Source organism: Tepidisphaeraceae bacterium (assembly GCA_035998445.1).
In the GTDB taxonomy this organism is placed as follows: Bacteria; Planctomycetota; Phycisphaerae; order Tepidisphaerales; family Tepidisphaeraceae; genus DASYHQ01.
Genome location: DASYHQ010000037.1, coordinates 1 through 26,054, shown reverse-complemented (window position 1 = coordinate 26,054; position 26,054 = coordinate 1). Strand labels below are relative to the sequence as shown.

The following is a 26,054-nucleotide window of genomic DNA, read 5'->3' as shown; positions in this document are numbered from 1 at the left end:
CGCCTCGCGGAAGAAACTCGCACGACGCATCTCGCGCCCGAGCGATGGCAGCGGGGTCCAACCGAGGCAGGCTAGCTGGCGGCGCAGCGTTGGCTGGCGAGGCGGGCGACGGTGGAGACGACTGCGCCTTGGTCGACGGGTTTCACCAGGTGCGCGTTGAAGCCGGCGGCGAGCGTGCGGGCTTGGTCTTCGGCGCGGGCGTAGGCGGTGAGCGCGATGACCGGGAGCGTGGCGAAGCGGCCGGCGCCGGTCTCGCGCAACTGGCGGATCAGCGCGAAGCCGTCGGCGACGGGCATCGCGATGTCGCTGATGACGACGGCAGGGTCGCAGATGCGCATCAGGTCCATGGCCTCGTCGACGCCACTGGCGACCGTGACGCGGGCGCCCACGCGGCGGAGCATCTCGGCGACCATGTCGCGGGCGTCGGCCTCGTCGTCGACCACCAGCACGGTGACGTCGGTGAGTTCGATCTCATCAATCGCATCGATGGCATGCGCGTCGACGGCATTCGCGTCGGCGGTGTTCGCATCCATGTTGGGGTCGTTCGATAGCAGGTTGGCCTTCGGTTCATCAACCGACGATGCGGGGAACAGGACCGGGATGCGGACGGTGAAGGTGGCGCCCTGGCCGGCGCCGGGCGAGCGGGCCTCGACCGTGCCGCCGTGCAGTTCGACGATGTGGCGCACGATCGTCAGGCCGATGCCTAATCCGCCGAACGAGCGCGTGCTGGTGCTGTCGGCCTGGCGGAAGCGGTCGAAGACGTAGGGCAGGAACTGCGGTTCGATGCCGGCGCCGCTGTCGATGACGTCCAGGTTCACCCACCCGCCCGCGACCGTCGCGGAGACGGCGATGCGCCCGCCGGAGGGCGTGAACTTGATGGCGTTCGTGATCAGGTTCCACACCACCTGCTGCAGGCGGTCGGGGTCGCCGTGGACGGGGGCGGTCGGGGCGGCGCCGGCGTCGATCGTGAGTGCGATACGCTTCGCGTCAGCGTTGGGGCAAAGCGTTTCGGTGACGGCATCGACGATGGCGCGCAGGTCGGTCTCCTGCAGCTTCAGCCGCAGCTTGCCGGTGGTGATGCGGCTGACGTCCAGCAGGTCCTCGATCAGCTTGGCCTGGCTCTTGGCGTTGCGGTCGATCACCTCCAAGCCGTGCATCGTCTCGGTGGGCAGCGATTCCATCTGCAACAGCTGCGTCCAACCGACGATGGCGTTGAGCGGCGTGCGCAGCTCGTGGCTGAGCGTGGCGAGGAACTCGTCCTTGATGCGGTTGGCTTCGCGTTCCTTGGAGTAGATGAAGTTCTCGATCGCGACCGACGCCATCTGCGTGAGCTGGACGAGGATGGCCTCGTCGTTGGCGCTGAACTGGGCATCGTCGAAGCGATCGGTGATGGCGACGAGGCCGAAGCGGCGCCCGTCGCGCCCCAGCAGCGGCGCGGCAAGCAGCCCGCGGATGGGCGGCAGCGTGAGGCGTTGCACGAGCGGCCAGTCGGGGTGCCGGTGCAGCTCGTCCTGCGTTAGCCGCACCGGCACCTGCGTGCGGCCGACCTGCGTGCGGGCGCACTCGTTCAGGTCGAGCTTGCGGTCGGCCCACTCGTGGTACTTGCTGGAGAAGGAGGCGAGCGTGTGGACGGTCTGCTCGTCGCCGGCGCGGGGGCCGTCCTTCAGGTGAAGCGTGAAGGCCTGGTGGGCCTCGACGATGTCGCGGGCGGCGTCGGTGACGGCCTGCAGCATCTGTTCCATGGTGGACGCCGCGTTGATCGCCAGCGACGCCGCCGCCAGCTTCTGCAACTGGCCGGCGCGGCGTTCGAGGCTGTCGGCCTGCCGGCGGACCTGCTCGGTCTTCTTGAACAGGTCGACGAAGACCGCCACCTTCGTGCGCAGCACGTCGGGCAGCACGGGCGCGAGGATGTAATCCACCGCGCCCAGCTGATAGCCGCGGGCGGCGTGCATCTCGTCGCCGAACGAGGTGATAAAGATGATCGGCGTATGCTGCGACCGCAGCCGCTGGCGGATCAGGCTGGCGGTTTCGAAGCCGTCCATGCCCGGCATGTTCACGTCGAGCAAGATGACGGCGAAGTCGGTCGAGAGCACGTGCCGCAGCGCCTCGCGGCCGGAGCGGGCGGTGACGAGCGTCTCGCCCAGGTCTTCCAACACCGCCTCGAGCGACAGGAGTTTTTCGGCCCTGTCGTCGACGATGAGGATGTTGGCCTTGGGTTCCATAACAGTGTGACGAGCGGCGCGCGGCCAGGACGACGGTTATCGTACAGGGCATCCCGTTCCGCAATGCGATTGCACCAACCCCCTGTTCCCGCTCGCCGCCGCCTCTACCGGTACAGCCACACGCGCAGCAGCGACAGCAGCTGTTCCGGGTCGACCGGCTTGCTGATGTAGTCGCTGGCGCCGGCCTCGATGCACTTCTCGCGGTCGCCCTTCATGGCCTTGGCGGTCAGGGCGATGATCGGCAGCGACCGGAACTTGCTGAGCCGGCGAATGGCGCGCATCGTGTCGTAGCCGTCCATGTCGGGCATCATGATGTCCATCAGCACCACGTCGACCTCCGGCGTGTTCTGCAGGATCTCGATGGCACCGCGGCCGGTCTCGCTCGACAGCAGGTCCATCTTGTGCGGTTCCAGCAGGCTGGTCATCGCGAAGATGTTGCGGATGTCGTCGTCGACGATCAGCACCTTCTTGCCCGCCAGCACGGCGGCGGTGTCGTGCAGCGCGCGCAGCATCTGCTGCTTGTCGTCGGGCAACCCGCTGACCGGGCGATGCAGGAACAGCGCGATCTCGTCCATCAGCCGCTGCGGCGAACGCACGTCCTTCAGCACCATCGTTTGCGCCAGGCGCTTCAGGTGCGTCTCCTCCTTCTTGCCCAAATCGCGGGCCGAGTGCAGGAAGATCGGCGTCTCGGCGAAGCCGTCGATCTCGCGCAGATCGTCGATCAGCTCGAAGCTGTTGCGGTCGGGCAGGTCGATGCTGGTGACGACCAGGTCGAACGAACGCCCCTTGGCGGCGTTCAGGGCCGCTTCGGCGGTGTCGAAGAGGGTCAGGGTGACGTCGTCGCCCTGCACGAGGTCGACCAGCCGGGCCTGCATGTTCGCGTCGGGCTCGACCATCAGCACCGAGCGCGCCTGGCGCTCGAGCGTCTGATTGATCCGGCCGAACGCCTCATCCAGCGCCTCGCGGTTGCGCAGCGGCTTGGTGAGCACGCCCATGGCGCCCATGCGCAGGCCGCGGCCACGTTCCTCTTCGGTGGTGATGATCTGGACGGGGATGTGGCGCGTGTCCAGGTCTTCCTTCAACCGGTCCAGCACGCGCCAGCCGTCGATGTCGGGCAGGTTGATGTCGAGCGTGATCGCGTGCGGTTTCAGCTCGCGCGCCATCTGCAGCGCCAGCGACCCACGGCCGGCCAGCACGCCCTTGAAGCCGTTCTCGCGGGCCAGGTCGAGCAGGTAGCGGGAGAAGTGCGCGTCGTTCTCAACGATCAGCACGACGCGGTCGTCGGTGCCGATGTCGTGGCTGTCGTCGGTGAAGTTGTTGACGACCGGCGCGCCGTCCACCTCCGGCGCCGGCAGCGAGAGCCCGCGGCCGAAGGATGACGCCATCTCCGGCGCCGCGAGCATCGGCGTCGGCTCGTTGGTGATCGCCTGCCGCCGGGCCGGCCGGGTGGAGAAGCTGTGCGGCAGGAACAGCGTAAACGTGCTGCCGCGCCCCGACTCGCTCGACAACCGAATCTCGCCACCGAGCAGCTTGGCGATCTCGCGGCTGATGGCCAGGCCCAGGCCCGTGCCGCCGTACTTGCGGTTGGTGGAACCATCGGCCTGCTGGAAGGCCTCGAAGATGATCTGCTGCTTCTCGGGCGGAATGCCGATGCCCGTGTCGGAAACGCTGATCGCGATCACGGTGCGGGCGCGGTTCAGCATCTCGTTGTCCGGGCTCCAGCCGCCGTCGGCCACCTTCACGTCCATCGAGACGTAACCGCGCTCGGTGAACTTGAACGCGTTGGACAGCAGATTCTTGATGATCTGCTGCAAACGCTTCGCATCGGTCTGCACCGACCGCGGCACTTCCGCCGCCACGTCGATGCCGAACTCGAGCTTCTTGCCATCGGCGATGTGGCGGAACGTGCGGTCGACGTAGTCGGACAGATCGCGGAACGGCACCTCGCCAACATCGAGGATGACCGTGCCCGATTCAATCTTCGACAGATCGAGGATGTCGTTGATCAGCGTCAGCAGATCGTTACCCGACGAGTGAATCGTGCGGGCGAACTCGACCTGCCGGCCGGTAAGGTTGCCCTCGCCGTTCTTGCTGAGCTGGTCGGACAGGATGAGCAAACTGTTGAGCGGCGTGCGCAGCTCGTGCGACATGTTCGCGAGGAACTCGGACTTGTACTTCGACGTTAGCGCCAGCTGCTTGGCCTTTTCCTCCAGCGCCTGGCGGGCCTGTTCCACTTCCTTGTTCTTGCGTTCCACTTCGACGTTCTGGTCGGCCAGCAGCTTGGCCTTGTCCTCCAGTTCGGCGTTGGTCTGCTGCAGCTCTTCCTGCTGGCTCTGCAGTTCGCGGGCGAGCGACTGCGACTGCTTCAGCAGGTCTTCCGTACGCATGTTCGCTTCGATCGTGTTCAGCACGATGCCGATCGATTCGGTCAGCTGGTCAAGGAACGTCTCGTGCGTCGCGCTGAAGCGGTCGAAGCTGGCCAGTTCCAGCACGGCCTTCACCTGCTGCTCGAAGACGACCGGCATCACGATGATGTTCAGCGGCTTGGCCTCGCCGAGGCCGGAGGTGATCTTGATGTACTCGGTGGGCACGTCGGTCAGAAGGATCTTCTCCTTTTCCAAAGCGCATTGCCCGACCAGGCCTTCGCCCAGCCGGAACTTGTTGTCGATGTTCTTGCGTTCCTTGTAGGCGTAGCTGGCGAGCAACTTCAGGGCTGGCTCGTCGGCCTTGGTGGAATCCATGATGTAGAAGACGCCCTGCTGCGCGCTGACCACGGGGGCCAGTTCCGACAGGATGAGCCGGCCGACCGTCAGCAGGTCCTTCTGGCCCTGCAGCATGCGGCTGAACTTGGCCAAGTTGGTCTTCAGCCAGTCCTGCTCGGCGTTCTTCAAGGTCGTCTCGCGGAGATTGCGGATCATCTCGTTGATGTTGTCCTTGAGCGCGGCCACCTCGCCCTGCGCGGCGACGGCGATCGAACGCGTCAAATCGCCCTTGGTGACGGCGGTAGCCACCTCGGCGATGGCGCGCACCTGGGTCGTCAGGTTGGCGGCGAGCTGGTTCACGTTGTCGGTCAGATCCTTCCACGTGCCGGCGGCGCCGGGCACGTTGGCCTGACCGCCGAGCTTGCCTTCCACGCCCACCTCGCGGGCCACGGTGGTCACCTGGTCGGCGAACGTGGCGAGCGTGTCGATCATGCCGTTGATCGTGTCGGCCAGCGCGGCGATCTCGCCCTTGGCGTCCACGGTCAACTTGCGCTTCAGGTCACCGTTGGCGACCGACGTCACGACCTTCGCGATGCCGCGCACCTGGTTCGTCAGGTTACCGGCCATGAAGTTCACGTTGTCAGTAAGGTCCTTCCACGTGCCGGCGACGCCGCGCACTTCGGCCTGGCCGCCCAGCTTCCCTTCGGTGCCCACCTCGCGGGCCACGCGCGTCACTTCCGACGCGAAGCTGTTCAACTGGTCCACCATCGTGTTGATGGTGTCTTTCAGTTCGAGAATTTCGCCGCGCACGTCGACGGTGATCTTCTTGGACAAGTCACCGTTCGCCACGGCGGTCGTCACCGCCGCGATGTTACGCACCTGACCGGTCAGGTTACCGGCCATCGAGTTCACCGAGTCGGTCAAGTCCTTCCATGTGCCGGCCACGCCGCGCACGTCGGCCTGACCGCCCAGCTTCCCTTCCGTACCTACTTCACGCGCCACGCGCGTCACTTCGGCGGCGAACGAGCGCAACTGGTCCACCATGGTGTTGATGGTGTCCTTCAGTTCGAGAATTTCCCCGCGCACGTCCACGGTGATCTTCTTGGACAAGTCGCCGTTGGCGACGGCCGTCGTCACGGCAGCGATGTTACGCACCTGCGACGTCAGGTTACCGGCCATGGAGTTCACCGAATCGGTGAGATCCTTCCACGTACCGGCGACTCCCTTCACTTCGGCCTGACCGCCGAGCTTCCCTTCCGTACCCACTTCACGGGCCACGCGCGTCACTTCCGACGCGAAGGACGAGAGCTGGTCCACCATCGTGTTGATCGTGTTCTTCAGCTCGAGGATTTCCCCCTTCGTTTCGACGGTGATCTTCTTCGAAAGGTCACCATTGGCCACGGCGGTCGTCACGGCGGCGATGTTACGCACCTGTGACGTCAGATTACCGGCCATGAAGTTCACGTTGTCCGTGAGGTCCTTCCACGTGCCGGCGACGCCCTTCACTTCGGCCTGACCGCCCAGCTTGCCTTCGGTGCCCACCTCGCGGGCGACGCGCGTCACTTCCGACGCGAAGCTGTTCAACTGGTCCACCATCGTGTTGATGGTGTTCTTCAGTTCGAGAATTTCCCCCTTCACCGGCACCGTGATCTTCTTCGACAAGTCACCGTTGGCCACGGCCGTCGTCACGGCGGCGATGTTGCGGACCTGGCCGGTCAGGTTACCGGCCATCGAATTCACGGAGTCGGTCAAGTCCTTCCACGTGCCAGCCACACCGCGCACGTCGGCCTGGCCGCCCAGTTCTCCTTCGGTGCCCACTTCGCGGGCCACGCGCGTCACTTCGGACGCGAACGAGCCGAGCTGGTCCACCATGATGTTGATCACGTTCTTGATCTGCAGGATTTCGCCGCGCACGTCGACGGTGATCTTCTGCGTCAAGTCGCCGTTGGCGATGGCGGTGGCGACCTTCGACACGTCGCGCAGCTGAACCGTCAGGTTCGACGCCATGAGGTTCACGTTGTCGGTCAAATCCTTCCACACGCCCGCGACGCCGCGCACGTCGGCCTGGCCACCCAGTCGACCTTCCGTACCCACTTCGCGGGCCACGCGCGTCACTTCCGCGGCGAACGACGACAACTGGTCCACCATGGTGTTCACGGTGTTCTTCAGTTCCAAGATTTCACCCTTCACGTCCACCGTGATCTTGCGCGACAGATCACCGGCGGCCACGGCCTTGGTCACGTCGGCGATGTTACGCACCTGCGACGTGAGGTTGCCGGCCATCAAATTGACGTTGTCGGTAAGGTCCTTCCACGTACCGGCGACGCCGCGCACGTCGGCCTGACCGCCCAGCTTCCCTTCCGTACCCACTTCACGCGCCACGCGCGTCACTTCGGCGGCGAACGAGGACAGCTGGTCCACCATCGTGTTGATGGTGTTCTTCAGCTCTAGAATCTCCCCCTTCACGTCCACGGTGATCTTCTTCGATAGATCACCACGCGCCACCGCGGTCGTCACGGCGGCGATGTTACGCACCTGGCCGGTCAGGTTACCGGCCATGCTGTTCACGCTATCCGTCAAGTCCTTCCACGTACCAGCGACGCCCTTCACTTCGGCCTGACCGCCCAGTTTGCCTTCGGTACCTACCTCGCGGGCCACGCGGGTCACTTCCGACGCGAAGCTGTTCAGCTGGTCCACCATGATGTTGATGGTGTTCTTCAGCTCGGCGATTTCCCCCTTCACGTCCACGGTGATCTTCTTCGACAAGTCGCCGTTGGCGACGGCGGTCGTCACGGCGGCGATGTTACGCACCTGACCCGTCAGGTTACCGGCCATCAGGTTCACGCTGTCCGTCAAGTCCTTCCACGTACCGGCGACGCCCTTCACGTCGGCCTGGCCGCCCAGCTTTCCTTCGGTGCCCACCTCGCGGGCCACACGCGTCACTTCCGAGGCGAACGAGCGCAGCTGGTCCACCATCGTGTTGATCGTGTTCTTAAGTTCCAGGATTTCGCCGCGCACGTCGACGGTGATCTTCTTCGACAAGTCACCGTTCGCCACCGCGGTCGTCACGGCGGCGATATTGCGGACCTGACCCGTCAGGTTCGCCGCCATGCTGTTCACGCTGTCGGTCAGATCCTTCCACGTGCCGGCGACGCCCTTCACCTTCGCCTGACCGCCCAGCTTGCCTTCCGTGCCCACCTCGCGGGCCACGCGGGTCACTTCCGACGCGAACGAGCCGAGCTGGTCCACCATGGTGTTCACGGTGCGGGCGGTGCGCAGGAACTCGCCGGCCAACGGACGCCCTTCCACCTCCAGCGCCATGGCCTGCGCCAGATCACCTTTGGCGACGGCGCCGATCACGCGCGACGTTTCGGAAATCGGGTGCACCAGGTCGCTCACGAGCGCGTTGACCGACTCGATCTGGTTCTCCCATGCCCCCTGCACCTCTCCGATGTCGGCCCGCTGCGATATCTTGCCTTCCTTACCCACCACGCGGCTCATGCGGCCGAGCTCGTCGCTCATGCGCTCGTTCATCTCGATGACGTCGTTGAACGCATCGGCGATTTTGCCGTCCAAGCCTTCCAGGTCGACCGGCAGGCGCACGCTGAAGTCCCCCTTCTTGAACGCGCGCAGCGCCGTCAGCAACTGACCTTGGTCGAGTTCCTTCCGCCTGCGCCCGTCCGACGCCACCGGCGGCATGACGATCTCGACGCGCGGCTGATCCTTCAGCGGGTCCACCGTAGCGCGGCCGCTCCCGTTGCCCTTGGGCTTGCTCGAATGACCGTTGCGGCTCGACTGCCCGTTGCCGTTGCCGTTCACATGACCATTGCTGGCCTGGGGCTTGGCGGACTGCTTGGACTTGGAACGGGTCGCGGGAGACTGTTTGCTCTTCATAGGAAGCATCCCTTACGGCAGGCACTGTTTGCAGCTGTTGGGCACATGGAGATGGCGGGCAACTGAGGACGGATCGATCGCGGGTTGTACCGCCTTGACGTGCGGAACAACGAAACCGATAACCGAGCCCAGCTGTACATATTGATCTCAGAGTCGAATTTAGAATAGGTTCAAATTTTTTCAATGCGCAATGGCAGCCGTTCGCAATGAATTTTGCTCGGGAGCCGGGAAATGCGCGCCAGCGGCATTGACGGACCCTGCGCCCGTTCTCTACAACAGTCCCGGTACACGTCATCGGGAGCGCAATGCAATCGTTTCTCGTGGCAGACCTCGACGCGCGCGGCGACCTCTTGATGCGGGAGCCGTACACGTACGACCTGCTCGAACGCGTGCCCGGTGCCGTCGAGATCATCGCGCAGTCCGCCGGTGCGATCTACCGATCACCGGAGGAGTTCGAGCTTCGGTTGGACGGGTCGAACCTGCACCTGCGATGGCGGGCGGTGTCGGAATCGTCGGGTATCGCGACGCTGCGGATCGGTCAGGAACTGGGATCGCTCAGCCTGCTGGTGTGCGGGCGGGATGCCGAGACCGACGCCTCGACATTGGTGGCCTGTCAGAAGCACCTGCTGGCCGAGCTGCGGGACACCGGGTACGAACCGGGGTTCGGGCTGGTGGAGGTGCTGGAGCGGCCGCTGCTGGCGACGATCAACGTGCAGTCGCCGCAGGACGTGCCCGACCGCATGCGGCTGGCGTTGGCCGATCGCTGCTTTGCCGCCGCATATTTTCGGAGCCAGGGACTGGCCTAGGGCGGGCGAGATGCGACGGCCGAGAGAATGGGGGTTACGAACGAAGGGTCGAACTGCGATTTCGTGGAAAACGGACTGTCATCACAAGTTCGCGGGTTGATCATCGACCGGATCAGCTCGGTCGTGCAGCTGGAGGTGCTGCTGCTGTTGCACGCGCACGCCGACCGCCTCTGGACCGCTGCCGATGTTGCGACGAACCTGCGCATCGACCCCACCTGGGCCGAGGCCCAGCTTGCCGAATTAACCGACCACGGTCTAGCCGCGCCCCACAACGACGGCCCGGTAACGGCGTACCAGTATCGTCCGGCCACCGATGAGCTTGGCCGCACCGTTGACGAGCTGAGCAAGGCGTACGCTGACATGCGGGTGTCGGTCATCAGCCTGATTTACTCCAAGCCGTCCGACACGCTCAAGACGTTCGCCGACGCGTTCCGCATTCGCAAGGAGAAGGACCGGTCCGATGGGTGAAGCCGTCTACATCCTCTGCGCCCTCACCAGCATCGCCTGCGCGATTATGCTGGCCCGCGGGTACATGCGTTCGCGTGCTCGGCTGTTGTTGTGGAGCAGCCTCTGTTTCGTCGGCTTTGCCGCCAACAACGCGATGCTCTACATCGACAAGGTCCTGCTGCCCACGCAGGTTGACCTCTCGATCTGGCGCACCCTCGCGGCGCTGGTGGGCCTGCTCATCCTGCTCTACGGCCTTATTTGGGACGCCGAATAAGGTGGCTCGCCAGCGCGCCGTGAACCTCTGGAGGACCCGATGAACGATCCGCTTAACCAGTTCATGCTCGGCACCTTGGTCATCGCGTGCCTGGTCGTCGGCCTCTACTTCCTGCGCTTCTGGCGCAAGACCAACGACCGCCTGTTCGCGATCTTCGCCGTCGCGTTTTGGACGATGGGCCTCAACTGGATGCTGCTTGCCTTCATCCAGCAGGACGAGGTCCGCACAGCGCTCTACCTGCTGCGCCTGGGCGCGTTCGTCCTGATCCTGATCGGCATCATCGACAAGAACCGCACCCGCAGCGCCTGATCGTTCTGCAGTTCGATCTCCTTTGCAGCCAGAACGGCACTTGCCTGAATGTTGCGACCCGCACAACAATGGATCGCATGAGGCTTTCACTTGCGATCATCGCGCTCTGTGCCATCCTGCCATTCACTCTTCCTCCCGTAGCCGCTCAAGACTCGGCAAAGTCGGCGACGGCGCCCGTTCCGCCTGGCGGTGAGAACGCGACGAAGGCATTGACCGACTCGCCGCGCCACGGCGAGTGGCAGGACGTTGCCGTGCCCGGTCGTGACGCGAAGATCCGCACGTGGGTCAGTTATCCGGAGCGCAAGGATGGGGCACCGGTGGTGATCGTGATCCACGAGATCTTCGGCCTGACCGACTGGGTGCGTTCGGTCGCCGACCAACTTGCGGCCGAGGGCTTCGTCGCGGTCGCGCCGGACCTGCTGTCGGGCAAGGGCCCGGGTGGTGGCGGGACGGAATCGTTCGAGGGAGATCAAGTTCGTGCCGCGATTCGCGGCCTGAGCGCCACCGAGGTCGACGCCGGTTTGAACGCCGTCCGCGACTGGGCGGTCGCGCTTCCGTCGACTACCGACCAGACGGCCACCATCGGCTTCTGCTGGGGCGGCAGCGCCAGCATCGCCTACGCGTCCCGCGAGCCCGAACTGGACGCGGCGGTCGTCTACTACGGCACCGGCCCGCGCGATGTGGGGGACTTCAAGAACCTTCAAGCGCCCGTTCTTGGCCTCTACGGTGGAGACGACGCCCGCGTCACCAGCACGGTCGAAGGCACCGCGACGGCGATGAAGGAAGCGGGCAAGTTCTTCACCCAACACGTCTACGACGGCGCCGGCCACGGCTTCCTTCGCCAGCAATCCGCCCGCGAGGGTAAGAATCAGCGCGCCGCCGAGGCGGCATGGCAGGAGACGATCACGTTCTTGAAGCAGCACTTGGAGCCGCGGAACTGAAGCGTATTATGCACTTTCGGAGTCAGTAATGCAGGCATGACGGCGCTGGGTGCCAGTTTCTGAACTTGAAAATGCATAGCACGCTTTAGCTCATCAGGTGGAGCCAGCCATCCGACCCGCGCGTCCCGCCAACGGCCTCAAAATACAACTGTTGGAATTGATGTGATATATTGGGATGCGCTTACCCATAAGGAGCTTATGAATTATCCCGCGTTCGCGGTTCTGTTGGCGATGACGATCGTCGGCCCGGTACTGGCACAGCCGACCACAAGCCCGGCCACCACGCGGGCGAACCCCAACCCCGGCTGGGGCATGATGGACCGGCAGGACCCCGCCCGTCCGGCAATGCGGCTTAATCGCGACGGTAGCGAGAGCCAGGGGTTCGTGCGGGCCCACGAGCGCCATCTGCAGCGCGCAAGCGAAGGGCCGGTCGATCTGCTGTTCATCGGCGACTCGATCACCGAACGCTGGGGTCGCGAGGGCAACCGCGAGATCTTCGACGAGTTCTTCGGGCAGTATAAGTCCGCGAACTTCGGGATCGGCGGCGACCACACGCAGCACGTGCTCTGGCGCATCGAACACGGCGCGCTGGACAACATCGACCCGAAGGTCGTCGTGCTGCTGATCGGCACGAACAACCACGCCCGCAACGCCCAGGGCATGACCGATGGAGTGACGGCCGTCGTGAGCGCGATTCAGAAGAAGCTGCCGCGCACGCGCATCCTGCTGATCGGCATCCTGCCCCGCGGTTCGGACATGACGAACCCCACGGTGCGTGCCCGGCGCGAGAAGATCGCCGCCGTCAACCTTGAATTGGCGAAGCTGGACGACGACGAGCGGGTGGAGTTCGTGGACGTCGGCGACGCGTTCATCGACGACGCCGGCCTGCTGCCGAAACAGCTGATGCCCGACCTGCTGCACCCGTCGGCCGACGGCTACCGGGTGATGGCCGAGCAGATCAAGCCCCACGTCGACCGCATGATGCAGGCGCAACCCTTGCCAGAGCGACCGGCGGCCAACTAATTGCAGGCGCACAACGTTCGGGGCAGGCGAAGCCTTTGGCCTCCCCGATTCGGTCCGCTGGCGATATTGCTGCGAAACCCCGCATCGCTAGAGAGTGGGCCATGCGCCCAACCGTCCCTATGGAGAGGGAATGACCCCAACGCTCACCTCGCGCCCGGTCTTACGATTGGTCTGCTGCACGCGGCTTGGGCGCCGGCGTCCCAATCGAGGGATTGAATCGAATTGCGAGGGGGGCGCGCGGCGCGGCTAGAACAGCGGACGTATTCCTGTAGCGGCTTGTCCTTCGGGTGCCACGCTTTGGTACTCCAAGCCGTGTCGGCTGTGTCTACGCTACAGCACGGCTCGGAGTACCAACCCGTGGCACCCAAACGGGACGGCAAGGTGCGCCATCCTCTAGTACTCGCTGAACGTGATGGTCATCTGGTTGTTGTTGTCGCCGAGGTTGCCCCGCAGGATATCCTGGCCGTAGAGGTAGATCTGCTTCTTCGGCACCGCCACGTGGCCGTCGACGAAGACCGTCGGGCGGCCCCACTTGCACTTGGGGCCGTGCCACGAGTTGTTGTCGCTAAGGCCGAGAGCCGCTGTGCCGTGTCGTAGGCAGATGTAGCCTACTACCTTTCGCTCCGCAGTTTCCACGAGCACCCACAACACCAACGCAACTGTTGAGTATAAGGACCTACTGGAGGATCGCTTGGTATCACAACATCATTCGCGTCTCGCGTTGGCCGTCGCCGTTTCACTCTGCACGTCGTCGCTTTGGGCGCAGCAGGAATCGGTCGTGCCGGCCGACAGTTTGGTTGGTGGGGGCAAGGGCGAAGGATCGGTGCTGCTCATCAGTCCTCTGGCTTCACCGGCCGGCATCACGCCGGCGGGTTGGAAGATGGACAAGCTGACGGTTGGCAAGACCGCCGATGCCAAGCTGGGTGCCGCGGGCGTGAAGCTTGGTGGCAACGCCAGCTCCGGTGGCGCTAAAGGGGACTTCACGGTCGCCGGTGGCGTCGGCGGGCAGCTGACGGCGCTGGGCGCGTGGATGCACCTGGCCGACGATGCGAACGTCGACCGCGTGGGCTTCCAGTTTGCCGATAAGGACGGCGAAGCGTTTCTCGTCACACGACCGGCCGACTGGACCGGCTGGCAATGGGTGGAGTTCGACCTGACCGCCGCCGACATTGCGCAGGCGTATAAGCAGGACGACAAGAACAAGACGATCGACTATCCCTTACGCGGCGTGAACGTCACATGGTTTGCCAAGGCCGCCGGCCCGAGCGCCGTCGGCGCAAACGTACTGGCCGCTGCGACCACCGAACCGGTTCCCAGCGCGCCCAGCCTGATCGTCGCCGACGATTTGCCACCCGGGCAGACGTTGTCGCTGCCGATCGTCCTCACCCACACCGGCGATCAGTCCGCGACCGCGAAGGTGCGCCTGGAGTTACAGCGCGACCCGTCGCTGGCCTACATCGCAACGCCCGAACCCACCCGCGGCACCGACCACGCCGCCGGCGCCGCCAGTTGGACCTTGGTGGGTGATGAGCGCATCGAATCAGGTTCGCTGACCGACCTGAAGCCCCGCACCGCCGCCCGCATCAGCCGCGAGAAGGCGCCGTTCACCGAAGCGCATCAAATTATCGAACTGCTGCAGGCGCGCACGATCACGGAGTTGTTCTACGAATCGCAGGACGGCAATTCGATCTGGAAGCTGGACGTTGCGTCGTCGCCCGACGGCCAAGCCTGGACCGACGTGCCCGGCCTGACCAACGTCGACCTGAACAAGAAGTGGGGCCGGCAGTCGCTGAAGGTCGAGTCGCCGTTCGAGGCCAAGTTCCTGCGGCTGCGCTATCACAAGGATGGCGAGCCGATGAAGGCCCTCGCGCTGCTCGGCCGCCTGAGCGTTTACGATGGCATCGCCGACGAAACGTGGGACCTGCCAACGGTGGGCGAGACGATCATCGGTAAGGACCTCACGGTCGCGCTGAAGCCCCAGTCGATCGAATCGGTCGCCATCGAGACCGACGCCTCGCTGCCCACCGGCGCGTACCTTGCCAGCGCGCGCGTCACGCAAGGCGACCGCACCGACATCGTCACGCAGCGACTGTTCGTCGCGCCAGCGCCCATCGAGGGCAAGCTGGAGGAACGCGTCGGCCTGAACACGTCCGACTACACGATGGCGCCGCTGCACCGCGACCTTGGTATCGGGCGCATTCGCTTTGAGAACATGAAGTGGCGCATGACCTCGCCCGGCCCGGGCGTCTACAAGTTCGACGGCCTGCTGCCATGGGGCGTGAACAACGATTTGCTGACGCAGACGATGACCGAGCACGGCATCGACGTGCTGCCCTACCTGTTCATGTCGCCGGAATGGGCCAGTTCCGGGCCGGCCGAGTCGAAGCACCGCGCGCACTATCCTCCGACCGACCTAAGCCACTACGGCGACTTCGTCTTCCAGACCGTTGCGCGATACGGCAGCAAAAAGCACGACCCGACGACGCTGAAGACTGACGACAAGAAGAGCGGCGCCGGCACCGTGAACACCTACGAGATCTGGAACGAGCCAAACCTGAACGACCCCAACTGGGGCCACTTCGTCGGCACGATGGCGGAGTACTTCGAGATGTTCCGCGTGGGCGCTGAGGCTGTGAAGAAGGCCGACCCCGACGCGCGGGTCGCCAACGGTGGATTCGCGGGCATCACGCTCGACCTCGTCGATCAGTTGCGGACGTTCAAGTACCCCGACGGCAAGTCGCCGCTGGACTTCGTGGACGTGCTGAGCGTACACACCTACACCGGCGCTACGCCGACCGAACGCGCCAGCAAGGACACCAACGTCGACCGCTCGGCCGGCGAACAAGGTAGCAGCGTGACGCAGGAGGAGACGCTGCGCCGCCTTGATGCGTGGCGCGACCAGCATCGCCCGAATATGCCGATCTGGATGTCTGAGACCGGCTTCGACACCGGTGGACCACGTGCCGTCAGCGAGCGTGACCAAGCGGCGTACAGCGTGCGCAACACGCTGATCATGCTTGGCAGCGGCATCGATGCGGTCCAGATTTACCGCGACACCGGTTCGTCCGATGGCCTCTACGCCGCCTCGGGCCTGTGGCGCAACGACAAGTCACGCAAGCCCTCGTACTACTCGATGGCAACGCTCATCCGCCAGATCCATGGCGGCGGGGAAATCACCCGCCTGCCGCACAGCGATCCGGAGGTTTACTTGTACGGCTGGCAGCGCGACGGCGCATGGATCGTGGCCGCTTGGTCGATCGGTGGCGATAAGCCACTTGCGCTGCCCTGGGGCGCCGCGACCGTGGTCGACTCGTTCGGATCGCAGATCAAGATCGACGACGCCGCCACGCTCGTGCTGACCGACATGCCGGTCTACCTCAACGGCATCGCTCAGACCGACGCCATCACCAGCGCCGTGGATGCCGGCAAGGCGCAGTTGGAGCAGTGGAAGCAACAGCGGACGGCCCTGTCCAACACCAAGACCTATCTGTTCGACTTCGGCACGGACGCCTTCGTCGGCAGCGCCGACATCGGTGGACCGCGGCCGTACACGGTCGTGGACGCCAGCGACGTCTACAACGCCGAGCGCGGCTACGGCTTCGAATCGAAGCCCGCCGTCCGTAACGACGACGCCAAGTGGATCAAGGACCGCGCCGAGCGCGACAGTGCCCGCGTGCAGCCCGGCACGACCTTCCGCGCGGACGTTGAGCCCGGTCGGTACCACCTGCAGATCTGCTATGGTCCCGCGTCACAAAAAGAGACGCTGGCCATCGAAGCCGGTGGCGAGCCGAAGACCATCGAGTTCACGCGCGACGACAAAAAGCAAAGCCTGCCGATCGAGGTGACGTCGGGTTCGCTCATCGTGCGATTCCCCTCGCACGGCAACATTTCCTACGTGACGCTGGTCGCGGAGTAACGCCGCCGGGCGCGGACGCACCACCAGCAGGCCGACCGGAACGGCAACAGTGAATCGCTGTCGTTCTAGTCGGCCTTCACGCCGAGGCTCGTGAGCGCGCGTCGGACGGCCGCCAGCTGATACTCGACCTCGCGGTACTCGTTTTGGGCCGAGTGGTGTTCCACGCCCCAGTAGCCGCGATACCCAGCATCATGGAGCGTCTGCACCATCTCGGGCAGACGCTCGTCGGTCGTCTTGGCGTCGATGTGGGTGTGCATGGCGTACGGCGCGAGCCGGCGGTCCATCTCGATGGCAGGACCGTCGGCGGCGTCCTTGCTGTGCAGCAGGATGCCGAACCATGGCGAGTCGACCGCCTTGGCCAGCCGCTCCATCTCGCCTATCGACAGTTCAGTTCCCCAATGCACCTCCGGCCCCACACGGCAGCCGAATTGCTCGCCGATCGCTACATACTCGCGCATTCGGCTGACGATGAGGTCAAACTGCTCGTTCGTCCAGGCGGGCAGGCGCCCACCGGTGTCTACGCGGAACGTCTTGGCCCCCAGCGTCTTGGCCGCCGACAGGTAGCGCAGCGCCAGCGCATGTTGACGCTGGCGCACATCGGCGTCGTCCTCCCACGGGTGGCACCCGTCGGCGTGGAAGTTACAGCAGACCAGGTCCCGCTCGTCCATCGCCTCGCGCACGGCCTTTAACAGTGCAGGGTCGAGTTGTTGATCAACCGTCTTGCCGAGCAGACCGTTCCACAGGTCGGCCGAGTTCAGGTGGTACCGGTACCGGCACGATTCCAGGTACCCGAAGACGTCCATCCGCCTGGCCGTGATTAGCCCATTAAATGAATACGAGGCAATCGAAATGCGCATGACCGAATAGATTGACCATAAGTGGCACGCGGTCAAGCGGAGTGGCAGCGAAACGCGCCGAGCCCCACGGCAACTGCCGTGGGGCTCGGTGAGAGATGGTTAGCTCCTAAGATCGATCACGATGGGTTCGACGCAAAAGGCTGGTTACGCCGGCCTATGCGCCGCCCTCGTAGATGCGGATGTCGCTGAACGTGACGTTGCCCGAGCCGTTGCCGTCGTCGTCTGCGAACAGGCCAAGGTTGGTAATGTTGAAACTGCCGTTCAGGTACGCGCCGATGTTGATCACGAACGTGCGCGTCCCGGAGCCGGCGACGTAGGCAGGCGTCATCTTGTAACTCCAGTTCGCCGTGTTCGACGAAGCGGGTTCGCCGTCGTGGAACGTGAACGCCCGCTTGGGGGTATTGTTCGGACTGGTGTCGTTGTCGAGCGAGATACCGACGATCTCACCGACGTCGTTCGAGTTCACCTTCACTTCCAGCATGGTCTGGGAGGTAGCGGTGTAGTTGAACCCCCACCGCTTCCAGGCGTTGTTCCAGAGCTGGGCAGACCTGCCGTTGTTGTCGATCTTCAACTGCGAGATCGAGGAGTCCTGCGTGCTGTACGCCTGCGCCTGACCGAGGTACTGCGTCGTTCCGTTCACCTCGACGGCCAGCGGCGAATACTCCAGCAGTTGGATGTTGCTGAACTCGGCCCATCCCGAATTATCGAGCGTGTCGCGAGCGATCAACCCAAGGTTGTTGACCGCGCCGGTGAAGTACGATCCAACGGGAATCACGTAGGTCTTCTCACCGCTGCCCTCGGTATAGTCCGGGCGTCGCCAGCTGAATTGGTCCCAGTTGGACTGTGCGACTTGAGAGCCAGCGAAGCGGAAGCCGTTGCGGGAGACGGTGGGGTTGCTGTCCGGATCCAGTTCGACGGCGATCAGCTGGCCGACGTCGTCGCTCTTCACGGTGAACATTAGATGCGTGTTGGCCGTCACGTTGTAGTTGAGCGCCCACCGCTTGGCGGCATTGGCGCCGATGCGCACCGTTCCACCCGGCAGCACGCCGACGGCCGCGTTACTGCTGTCCAGGCTGCCGTATGAGGCAGGCGTGCCAAGGTTCACGGTCGAACCGTTAACCTTCGCAGTCAAACCGACGTTCTCGAACAGCTTGATGTTGCTGAACGTCAGGTTTGCCTGCGGATTGGCAACGTCCTGGTCGACGACGAGGCCCAGATAGCGGACCGACAGTCCACTCATGCTGCTGATCGTGCTGGCGACGTTCACCGTATAGGTGATCGGGCCGCTACCAGCGACGTACGCCGGTGAAAGCGTCGGGCTCGCGAACCCGGCACTGCTGGTCTGCGATCCGCCAACGCGGAACGTGCGTTGGTTGTTGAGCGGGTCGTTGTCGTTATCCAAGGCCACGCCGATCACTTCACCGTTGTTGGTGCCGTCGACCGTGAACTGGAGCGTGGTGTTGGGCGTGACCGTGTAGTTGCCGAAGTCGAACTTCTTCCAGGCATTGCCGACCAGCGTGGCGGCGGAACCGTCGCTCCTGGCGTGGTAGTTGACCGGGTCGACGTCCTGACTGCCGTAGGGCGTGGGCTCGCCGAGGTCGACGACGGCGCCGTTGAGCTGCATCGAGAAGTCCAAGGGCCCCGGCGACGGGGTGTGGGCCAGCGAGTAGCTGGTGGTGGGGATCTGGCGATAGCCGGACGACAGTTGCGTGACGTCGGCGCGGTAGATCGGGTCCTGCATCAACGTCACCCGGCGCGCCGCCCCGACGGTCGTGGTGGAGTAGATGCGCAGCTCGTTGCCGTAGGTGGTGATGATCTCCTCGCGCCAGTCGCCGTACAGGTCGGCGGTGCCGATGATGTCGCCTTGGACGGTGTTCTTGTAGCGGGTGCTGTCGGGCTCTTGAACGAGCGTGGCATTGGTGAGGTACGTGCCGGTGGCCTCGCCGAGGTTTAGCGCGCGATGTCCTAACCACCGCATGCGCACGGACGTGACCCCGGTCGGCACGGTGAAGCCACCGGCGAGCGTGGTGGTGTCGGGCGTTACGCCGGTGCTGAGGGCGCCGTTCAGCAGGTCGGTGCTCACCACCTGCCCGGCGGCGTTGTAACCCACGGCACGCAGGTGGACCGTGTCGCCGGCGAAGTGCCGGAGCTTGCCGGAGGCAAAGTAGCGCTCGCCCGCCTGCACGGCAGTGGCGGCGTCCTGCGTGAACCGCCATTCGCTGTTCTGGCTCTGCCGGATCACCAGCACGTTCGGGTTCGTGCGCGTCGCCGCGGTGGCCTGACCGTTGTCGCTGGCGATCGTCCAGCCACTGGCGCCGGTGGCGAAGCTGGTATCGCTCTTCAGCGTCACGCCGCTCGATCGGTAGTCGGCGATGTGGTTGCGCACGATGATCTCGCGCTGCGCATCGTTGTCCCAGTAAACGGCCTCGTACTGGTGGGCGTTATCGTAGAACGCGCCCTTGCTCATCGGCTGGCCGTAGGCATCCAGCAGGTACGAGTTGGCGTTGTTCTTCTCGCGACCCCACGATTCGGCACCCGGGCGCGAGGCATCGATGTCGGATACCAAGCCCTCGCTGTGGATGTCGACGCTGCTGGTCTCCAGGCGCCAGAGCTGGTTGCCTGTGGCAGCATCGACCATGGTGATGCCCTCGCGGGACCTCGTGCGTTCGAGGCCATAGCGAATCTCCAGCCCCGGCCGGTCGGGTTGAAGGTCGCCGATGTAGACGGAATCGACGTGGCCCTGCCCGGTGGTCCAGAAGCCCGTGCCGTCGCTGCCGAGCACGCTGCTGCCGATGACGACCTCGTCGTTACCGTCGCCGTTCAGGTCGACCGAGCGAATGTCGTGGGCGCCGGTGCCGTTCCAAATGCCACCGTTGAAGTTAGTGTTGCTAGTCCAGGGACCGGTGAACTGGGTGACAGTCGTCTCGGTGGTGCTGTCCCAGTCCTGCGCCCAGGCGCGGGTCATGTCGTTCGGCCCGTTGTAGTTCCACGCGGCCACCCGGATGCGCTGGTAGGTGCCGCGTTCCATGATGATCGACGGCCGCTGACCATCGAGGTAGGCGATCGCCAGCTGATTGCGCGACGAGAGGTTGTAGTCGGTGTCGTTGGTGCTCAGCTTGTACCCGTCGCGCTGCAGCCAGTCGGTCTGCGCCAACTGGACGCCGCTGCCACTGAACACGGTCAGGTATTCGGGACCCGAGATGACCCGCCCGGTGCCGCCCTCGCGATAGTTGGGGCTAAGGGGCGCCGTCTTGGCGATCACCTCGGCCGCGCCGTCGCCGTTCAAGTCGTGGACGACGAACGGCGAATACCAGACGCCCCCTTCGATGTTCGTTCCCAGATCGATGTTGAACGCGTTCGACCCATCGTGCAGGAACCCGCGAAGCCAGTAACGCTTATTGCTACTGCTCGTGCTCCAGCTGCTGGGGTCCATCGACCCCTCCGGCGTGCGGACGACGTAGTCGAGGTTGCCGTCACCATTGAGGTCACCAATGCCAACCATGCCGCCCGAGGTGCCGATGTCCAACGTCCGGTAGTTTGCCGCGGTGCTGGTGCTGACCGTGGACGTACCGGGTTCCAACGTCGAGACGCCGCCAATCACCTTCTGCACCTGATAGGTCAGCGTGGCGCCCGCGGGGACATTGGTAAGGGGGTCGACAAAGTCGGTGGTATGCGTGATCGGCGTGGCGTTCACCTTCGTGGCCGTTGCGCCGTTGACGCTGCGCATGACGTTGAAGCCGATCTGATGGGGGTCGGTATTCAAGAGGCGCCAGTTCACGTAAACGTTCGACCCCGTGTAGGCCGCGTTTACCCCGCGGTTCAGGTTGTCGACGTTCGTGATGGCGCTGGTGCTGAGCGCCATCGCTAAGGCACTGGGCTCGTTGGCCAAGCCGATGCTGTCGGTCGTGGAAGACAGCAGGACGCGTTGTTCGAGAAATTCGACTAGGCGAGAGTGGGCCATGAAGGTTCCTCGTGGAGGGTGAGGTGAAATGTGCGCACGGGACTCCGCTGCCGCTGAATTAGCCGCCGAACCCGTCTCACACATTCACTTTACATGTGTTGTATTGATACATACAACAGTTGTATGAAGTGGTCAAATTTTTCCTTTGGATTTGTTTGGGAAGATTGGGTGATATGGGCTGTCCCCCTTCACCTTCAAATGCTGATCGGGGTCCGTCACCCAATGCGTCGCCGCCGCGGTCTCGCGTGAACGTCCGCCAGCGTTGGGCCTTGCGTACGGTCCATGCACCGACGACAGAGGTGCCCGCACGTCCTTCCCGCACATCGAGGGCTTCGGATCAATCTTGATTTTGCGGGCGGTCAAGACACGTAGTTTGTGGATTACGCACATCTTGTGACCGGGTTATAGTCGCGCCGCCCCGGCCGAACCGTGGGGCCACGGCATGAGCACCGAAGCAACCAGCGACCTGTGGTGGAAGAACGCGATCCTCTATTGCGTGGACACGCAGGCATTTCTGGATACCAACGGCGACGGCGTCGGTGACCTGTACGGGCTCACGCGGCGAATGGACTACCTGGCGAACCTTGGCGTGACGTGCCTCTGGCTCATGCCCATCTACCCCTCGCCAGAGCAGGACCACGGTTACGACGTCGCCGATTACTTCAACGTCGCGTCGAAGTACGGCACGCTTGGCGACCTCGTCGAACTCGTACGCACCGCGCGCGACCGCGGCATCCGCGTCATCGCCGACCTCGTCGTCAACCACACCTCCAGCGACCACCCGTGGTTCCAGATCGCGCGGCGCGACCGCGACAGCATCTACCACGACTTCTACGTCTGGGCCGACGCCAAACCTGAGGACGCCGACGAGGGCATCATCTTTCCTGGCCAGCAAAGCTCCACCTGGTCGTACGACCGCGTGGCCAAACGCTGGTACATGCACCGCTTCTACCCGCACCAGCCCGACCTGAACATCAACAACCCGCTCGTGCGCAACGAGATCCACAAGGTGATCGGGTTCTGGCTGGAACTGGGCCTTTCCGGCTTCCGCGTCGACGCGGTCCCGTTCCTGATCGAACAGGTCGGTGCAGAGAACCCGGCCGTACGCGACCCGCACGACTACCTGCGCGACATACGATCGTTCCTGTCCCGGCGGCGCGGTGATGCCATGTTGCTGGCGGAAGCGAACGAGCCGGCCAACAAGCTCGCGAAGTATTTCGGTGAGCGTGGAGAACAGATGCACATGCTGTTCAACTTCCTGCTCAACCAGGCCCTGCACCTGGCGCTGGCCCGTGGCGACGCGCGGCCGGCGATCAAGGTGATGCGGAAGCTGCCCAAGATCCCGCCGGCGTCGCAGTGGGCGAACTTCGTTAAGAACCACGACGAGGCGTCGTTCGACAAGCTCACCGACCGCGAGCGTGAAGAGGTCTTCGTCGCATTCGGACCGAAGAAATCGATGCAGCTCTTCGACCGCGGCCTGCGCAGGCGCTTTCCGCCCATGGTCAACGGTGACCGGCGTCGCATGGAACTGATGTACAGCCTGATGTACAGCCTGCCCGGCACGCCGGTGTTGTTCTACGGCGAGGAGATCGGGCTTGGCGACGACCAGCGCGCCCGCGGTCGCGAGGCGGTGCGCCTGCCCATGCAATGGTCCGACGCCCCAGGGGGTGGGTTCACCACCGCCGACGAGTCGAGCGCACCACGCCGCCCGCTGCGCGACGGGCCATTCGGTTACCTGCAGGTGAACGTGCAGGCGCAGCAAAAGGACGATCGGTCGTTCCTCCACTGGACCACGCGCGCCATCCGAACGCGCAAGGCGTGGCCCGAGTTCGGCTGGGGCACTTGGCAGGTGCTGGCGACGCGCCGCAATGAAGTGATGGCGCACCTGTCGACCTGGGACGGCGGCGCAGCCATGGCGCTGCACAACTTCGCCGATCGCCCCGTCTCCGTCACGTTGCAGTTGCCTCGCGCCGTTCGTCAAGGCGCCGTCTGGCGGCATTTGTTCGGCGACCGTCGCGGCGAGGCGCCCGCCCCACCGTCGGCCGACGGACGGTTGACGATCAAGCTGGAACCGTACGGATATCACTGGTTCGGACGCCGGGAGGGCTTATGACAGCGCAGCGACCGCGTTCGATTGGCTTTCATGCCAGCCATGAGCAGTTCCCGCCCGACCGATTGCTCCGCCTCGTGCAGCAGGCCGAGCGTGCGGGCTTCGATTCAGCCATGTGCTCGGACCACTTCGCCCCGTTCGGCGAGTCGCAAGGCCAGAGCGGGTTCGCATGGTCGTGGCTCGGCGCGGCGATGGCGACGACGTCGCTGCCGTTCGGCGTCGTGAACGCGCCGGGGCAGCGCTACCACCCCGCGATCATCGCGCAGGCGGCCGCGACGATCGAGGTCATGTTCCCCGGACGGTTCTGGATCGCGGTTGGCTCGGGACAGCTGATCAACGAACACATCACCGGCGATCGCTGGCCGACGAAGCATGAACGCAACGACCGCCTGCGCGAGTCGGTCGAGGTCATCCGCCAACTTTGGTCCGGCCAAACCGTCACGCACCGCGGTCACGTGACGGTTTCAGAAGCGCAGCTGTGGACGCGCCCGGCGCGCCCGCCGGAATTGGTTGGCGCCGCGGTAACGCCGACGACGGCCGCCTGGGTGGCGACGTGGGCCGATGCGCTGATCACTGTGGTGCAGCCCGACGAGCAGTTGGACAAGGTGGTGGCGGCGTTCCGCGACAACGGCGGGGCCGGCAAGCCGATGTACCTCCAGGCGCACGTCGCCTACGCCCCCACCGATGCCGAGGCGCGTGGCGCCGCGTTCGATGAGTGGCGCACGAACGCGCTGCCCAGCAGCGTGACGACCGACCTGCGGCACCCCGCGCAGCTCGCCGCCGCGGCCGAGCATGTACGTCCCGAGGACATGGACAAGTCGGTCCGCATCTCGTCCGACCTCGACCGCCACGCCGAGTGGATCCGCAACGACTTCGCCCGCGGGTTCGACGCGATCTACCTGCACGAGGTCGGGCCGGAACAAGAGCGCTTCATCGAAACGTTCGGCCGCGAAGTCCTGCGTCGGGTTCGGTAGCTTCAAACACGCACCCGCCTGCGAACGCCGGATTGTTCACCCTCACTCCGCGATAGGTCGAAGGTTCAAGCGCGGACGCGCTTCCGGGATAGCACGCACTTAAGTTAGTGCCCTGACTACAACTTACACACGCGTCCAATAAATTTCGGACTTCAAGAAAAACTGCTGCGGCTCAAGAAACATATCTTTTACGACGAATATAACTGCAGCGTAATCTAGGCAACCGATCACTTCCAAGGACCGTCTCGCATGTCAGAACCAATCGAAACGCATAGCCAGTCCGCCCATGCGGGCAAGTACCTCACCTTCGGCCTCGGGAACGAGGGTTACGGCCTCGAGATCCTCAAGGTCCGCGAGATCATCGGCTACATGGACATCACGGCCGTCCCACGCACGCCCTGCTACGTTCGCGGCGTGATCAATTTGCGCGGGCAGGTGATCAGCATCGTCGACCTGCGCGCCAAGTTCGGCATGCCGACGGTCGAGCGGACCGAGGAGACGTGCATCATCGTCGTCGAGATCACGCAGGACGGGCGCAAGTTCAGCACCGGCATCGTGGTCGATCGCGTCGCTGAAGTGTTGAACATCGCCGCCGGTCAGATCGAACCGGCGCCGACCTTTGGCTCTGCGGTCCCCACCGACTTCATCCTCGGCATGGGCAAGGTCGGCCAGGCAGTGAAGATCCTGCTCGACATCGACCGTGTCCTCGTCAGCGACACGCTCGCCGGTACGCTCGGCGCCGCTGCGTAGCGTCGCTCATCTCATTGGTAATTCTTCAAACATCTTTTCTCGGGAGTTCGTCATGTCCATGACCATTGGCAAGCGCGTCATTCTAGGCTTTACCGGCGCCACGCTCGTCGCGACCGTGCTCGGCGCGTTCGCGTTTTACCAGCTCGTCACGATCGGGTCGGCGTCCGACCGCATGTCGGCCGACGCGTTGCCCGGCACGTTCCTCTCCGGCCGCATGGTGGCGCTGATGCAGCAGAACCGCGGGCTGCTGCTGAAGCACGTGATCGCCCAGGACGCGCAGGAAATCACGCTGGTCGAAGCGGAGATGGCCAAGACGAAGGCGGATCTCGACGACGTCAGCAAACAGTACGACGCCACGATCGCGCTGGACGTGGACCGCAAGATGTTCGACGCCATCGCTGCGGCACGGCGCGAATGGCTGACGGCCATGGGCACGGTGGTGAAGTTCAGCCATGACCTGAAGTCCAAAGAAGCGATGGAAGCGTACCACACCGCGGCACACCCGGCTTTCGAGAAGGCCCAGAAGGCGATGGACGAAATCGCGGAGTGGAACCGCAAGAACGGTGAGACGATCAGCGCCGAGGCGCATGCCGCGGTCGCGGCGGGCAAGACCGGCGTCGGCATTGGTGTGGGTTGCGCGATCGCCGTCTCAATCGCGATGGGCTTCTTCATCGTGCGGAGCTTGAACTCGGTACTGTCGCGCATGGCCAACACGCTGTCGGCCGGGGCCGAGCAGACGTCGTCGGCGGCCGGGCAGGTCTCCAGCAGCAGCCAGTCGCTCGCCCAGGGTGCGTCCGAGCAGGCGGCGGCCTTGGAGGAGACCAGCAGCAGCCTGGAGGAGATGAGCTCCATGACCAAGAAGAACGCC

At 64.4% G+C, this 26,054-nt stretch carries 16 protein-coding genes; 11 read left to right on the top strand and 5 right to left on the bottom strand.

Features of this window, described 5'->3' with window-relative positions; genetic code table 11:
• Positions 1–71 precede the first annotated feature (71 nt).
• A complete protein-coding gene (locus tag VGN72_15025) occupies positions 72–2,222 on the bottom strand; it encodes a response regulator (GenBank protein HEV7300676.1) in 2,151 nt (716 codons plus the stop codon).
• Between the two features lie 104 nt (positions 2,223–2,326).
• Positions 2,327–8,818 (bottom strand): HAMP domain-containing protein, encoded by a 6,492-nt coding sequence (locus VGN72_15020; protein HEV7300675.1) that lies wholly within the window; start codon positions 8,816–8,818, stop codon positions 2,327–2,329.
• Between the two features lie 305 nt (positions 8,819–9,123).
• Here VGN72_15020 and VGN72_15015 point away from each other — a divergent pair, with 305 nt between their 5' ends.
• The 6 genes from VGN72_15015 to VGN72_14990 all read left to right on the top strand — a co-directional run bounded on the left by VGN72_15015 (position 9,124) and on the right by VGN72_14990 (position 12,618).
• Complete coding sequence (locus VGN72_15015) at positions 9,124–9,624, top strand: hypothetical protein (protein ID HEV7300674.1); 501 nt, start codon at positions 9,124–9,126, stop codon at positions 9,622–9,624.
• A 63-nt stretch (positions 9,625–9,687) separates the two neighbouring features.
• Positions 9,688–10,092 carry a hypothetical protein gene (locus tag VGN72_15010; GenBank protein HEV7300673.1) on the top strand — a complete coding sequence of 135 codons (405 nt, stop codon included), beginning with the start codon at positions 9,688–9,690 and terminating at the stop codon, positions 10,090–10,092.
• Positions 10,085–10,345, top strand: a complete 261-nt coding sequence (locus tag VGN72_15005; protein HEV7300672.1) for a DUF5985 family protein — start codon at positions 10,085–10,087, stop codon at positions 10,343–10,345. Before VGN72_15010 ends, VGN72_15005 begins: the two co-directional genes overlap by 8 nt.
• Positions 10,346–10,384: 39 nt before the next feature.
• Positions 10,385–10,654, top strand: a complete 270-nt coding sequence (locus tag VGN72_15000) for a DUF5985 family protein (protein ID HEV7300671.1) — start codon at positions 10,385–10,387, stop codon at positions 10,652–10,654.
• 77 nt (positions 10,655–10,731) lie between these two features.
• Positions 10,732–11,595, top strand: coding sequence for a dienelactone hydrolase family protein (locus VGN72_14995; GenBank protein ID HEV7300670.1), 864 nt, complete (start codon positions 10,732–10,734; stop codon positions 11,593–11,595).
• 198 nt (positions 11,596–11,793) lie between these two features.
• Positions 11,794–12,618, top strand: coding sequence for a GDSL-type esterase/lipase family protein (locus VGN72_14990; GenBank protein ID HEV7300669.1), 825 nt, complete (start codon positions 11,794–11,796; stop codon positions 12,616–12,618).
• Between the two features lie 393 nt (positions 12,619–13,011).
• Here VGN72_14990 and VGN72_14985 read toward each other — a convergent pair whose 3' ends face one another.
• Positions 13,012–13,269 carry a hypothetical protein gene (locus VGN72_14985; protein ID HEV7300668.1) on the bottom strand — a complete coding sequence of 86 codons (258 nt, stop codon included), beginning with the start codon at positions 13,267–13,269 and terminating at the stop codon, positions 13,012–13,014.
• A gap of 40 nt (positions 13,270–13,309) precedes the next feature.
• Here VGN72_14985 and VGN72_14980 point away from each other — a divergent pair, with 40 nt between their 5' ends.
• Positions 13,310–16,534 carry a hypothetical protein gene (locus VGN72_14980; GenBank protein HEV7300667.1) on the top strand — a complete coding sequence of 1,075 codons (3,225 nt, stop codon included), beginning with the start codon at positions 13,310–13,312 and terminating at the stop codon, positions 16,532–16,534.
• Positions 16,535–16,599: 65 nt separating this feature from the next.
• Here the strand turns inward: VGN72_14980 and VGN72_14975 are convergent, their stop codons facing one another.
• Both VGN72_14975 and VGN72_14970 read right to left on the bottom strand, forming a co-directional pair.
• Entirely contained in the window at positions 16,600–17,391 is a 792-nt protein-coding gene (locus VGN72_14975; GenBank protein ID HEV7300666.1) for a sugar phosphate isomerase/epimerase family protein, read from the bottom strand.
• Between the two features lie 154 nt (positions 17,392–17,545).
• Positions 17,546–21,352: a hypothetical protein gene (locus tag VGN72_14970; protein HEV7300665.1), complete on the bottom strand. Its 3,807-nt coding sequence runs from the start codon at positions 21,350–21,352 to the stop codon at positions 17,546–17,548.
• Between the two features lie 442 nt (positions 21,353–21,794).
• Here VGN72_14970 and VGN72_14965 point away from each other — a divergent pair, with 442 nt between their 5' ends.
• The 4 genes from VGN72_14965 to VGN72_14950 all read left to right on the top strand — a co-directional run.
• Positions 21,795–23,465, top strand: a complete 1,671-nt coding sequence (locus VGN72_14965) for an alpha-amylase family protein (GenBank protein ID HEV7300664.1) — start codon at positions 21,795–21,797, stop codon at positions 23,463–23,465.
• On the top strand, positions 23,462–24,436 hold the full coding sequence (locus VGN72_14960; protein ID HEV7300663.1) for a TIGR03885 family FMN-dependent LLM class oxidoreductase: 975 nt from the start codon (positions 23,462–23,464) through the stop codon (positions 24,434–24,436). Before VGN72_14965 ends, VGN72_14960 begins: the two co-directional genes overlap by 4 nt.
• Before the next feature lie 249 nt (positions 24,437–24,685).
• The gene (locus VGN72_14955; GenBank protein HEV7300662.1) at positions 24,686–25,186 is read left to right on the top strand and encodes a chemotaxis protein CheW; all 501 of its coding nucleotides are present in this window, start codon (positions 24,686–24,688) and stop codon (positions 25,184–25,186) included.
• A 52-nt stretch (positions 25,187–25,238) separates the two neighbouring features.
• On the top strand, positions 25,239–26,054 hold an 816-nt coding region (locus tag VGN72_14950; protein ID HEV7300661.1), incomplete at its 3' end, for an MCP four helix bundle domain-containing protein.

Bases quoted from the DNA above. Each gene is read 5' to 3' on its own strand.
- VGN72_14955 (HEV7300662.1), top strand. From the start codon at position 24,686: ATGTCAGAACCAATCGAAACGCATAGCCAGTCCGCCCATGCGGGCAAG.
- VGN72_14960 (HEV7300663.1), top strand. From the start codon at position 23,462: ATGACAGCGCAGCGACCGCGTTCGATTGGCTTTCATGCCAGCCATGAG.
- VGN72_15025 (HEV7300676.1), bottom strand. From the start codon at position 2,222: ATGGAACCCAAGGCCAACATCCTCATCGTCGACGACAGGGCCGAAAAA.
- VGN72_14965 (HEV7300664.1), top strand. From the start codon at position 21,795: ATGAGCACCGAAGCAACCAGCGACCTGTGGTGGAAGAACGCGATCCTC.
- VGN72_14975 (HEV7300666.1), bottom strand. From the start codon at position 17,391: ATGCGCATTTCGATTGCCTCGTATTCATTTAATGGGCTAATCACGGCC.
- VGN72_14990 (HEV7300669.1), top strand. From the start codon at position 11,794: ATGAATTATCCCGCGTTCGCGGTTCTGTTGGCGATGACGATCGTCGGC.
- VGN72_14995 (HEV7300670.1), top strand. From the start codon at position 10,732: ATGAGGCTTTCACTTGCGATCATCGCGCTCTGTGCCATCCTGCCATTC.
- VGN72_15005 (HEV7300672.1), top strand. From the start codon at position 10,085: ATGGGTGAAGCCGTCTACATCCTCTGCGCCCTCACCAGCATCGCCTGC.
- VGN72_15000 (HEV7300671.1), top strand. From the start codon at position 10,385: ATGAACGATCCGCTTAACCAGTTCATGCTCGGCACCTTGGTCATCGCG.
- VGN72_14970 (HEV7300665.1), bottom strand. From the start codon at position 21,352: ATGGCCCACTCTCGCCTAGTCGAATTTCTCGAACAACGCGTCCTGCTG.
- VGN72_15020 (HEV7300675.1), bottom strand. From the start codon at position 8,818: ATGAAGAGCAAACAGTCTCCCGCGACCCGTTCCAAGTCCAAGCAGTCC.
- VGN72_15015 (HEV7300674.1), top strand. From the start codon at position 9,124: ATGCAATCGTTTCTCGTGGCAGACCTCGACGCGCGCGGCGACCTCTTG.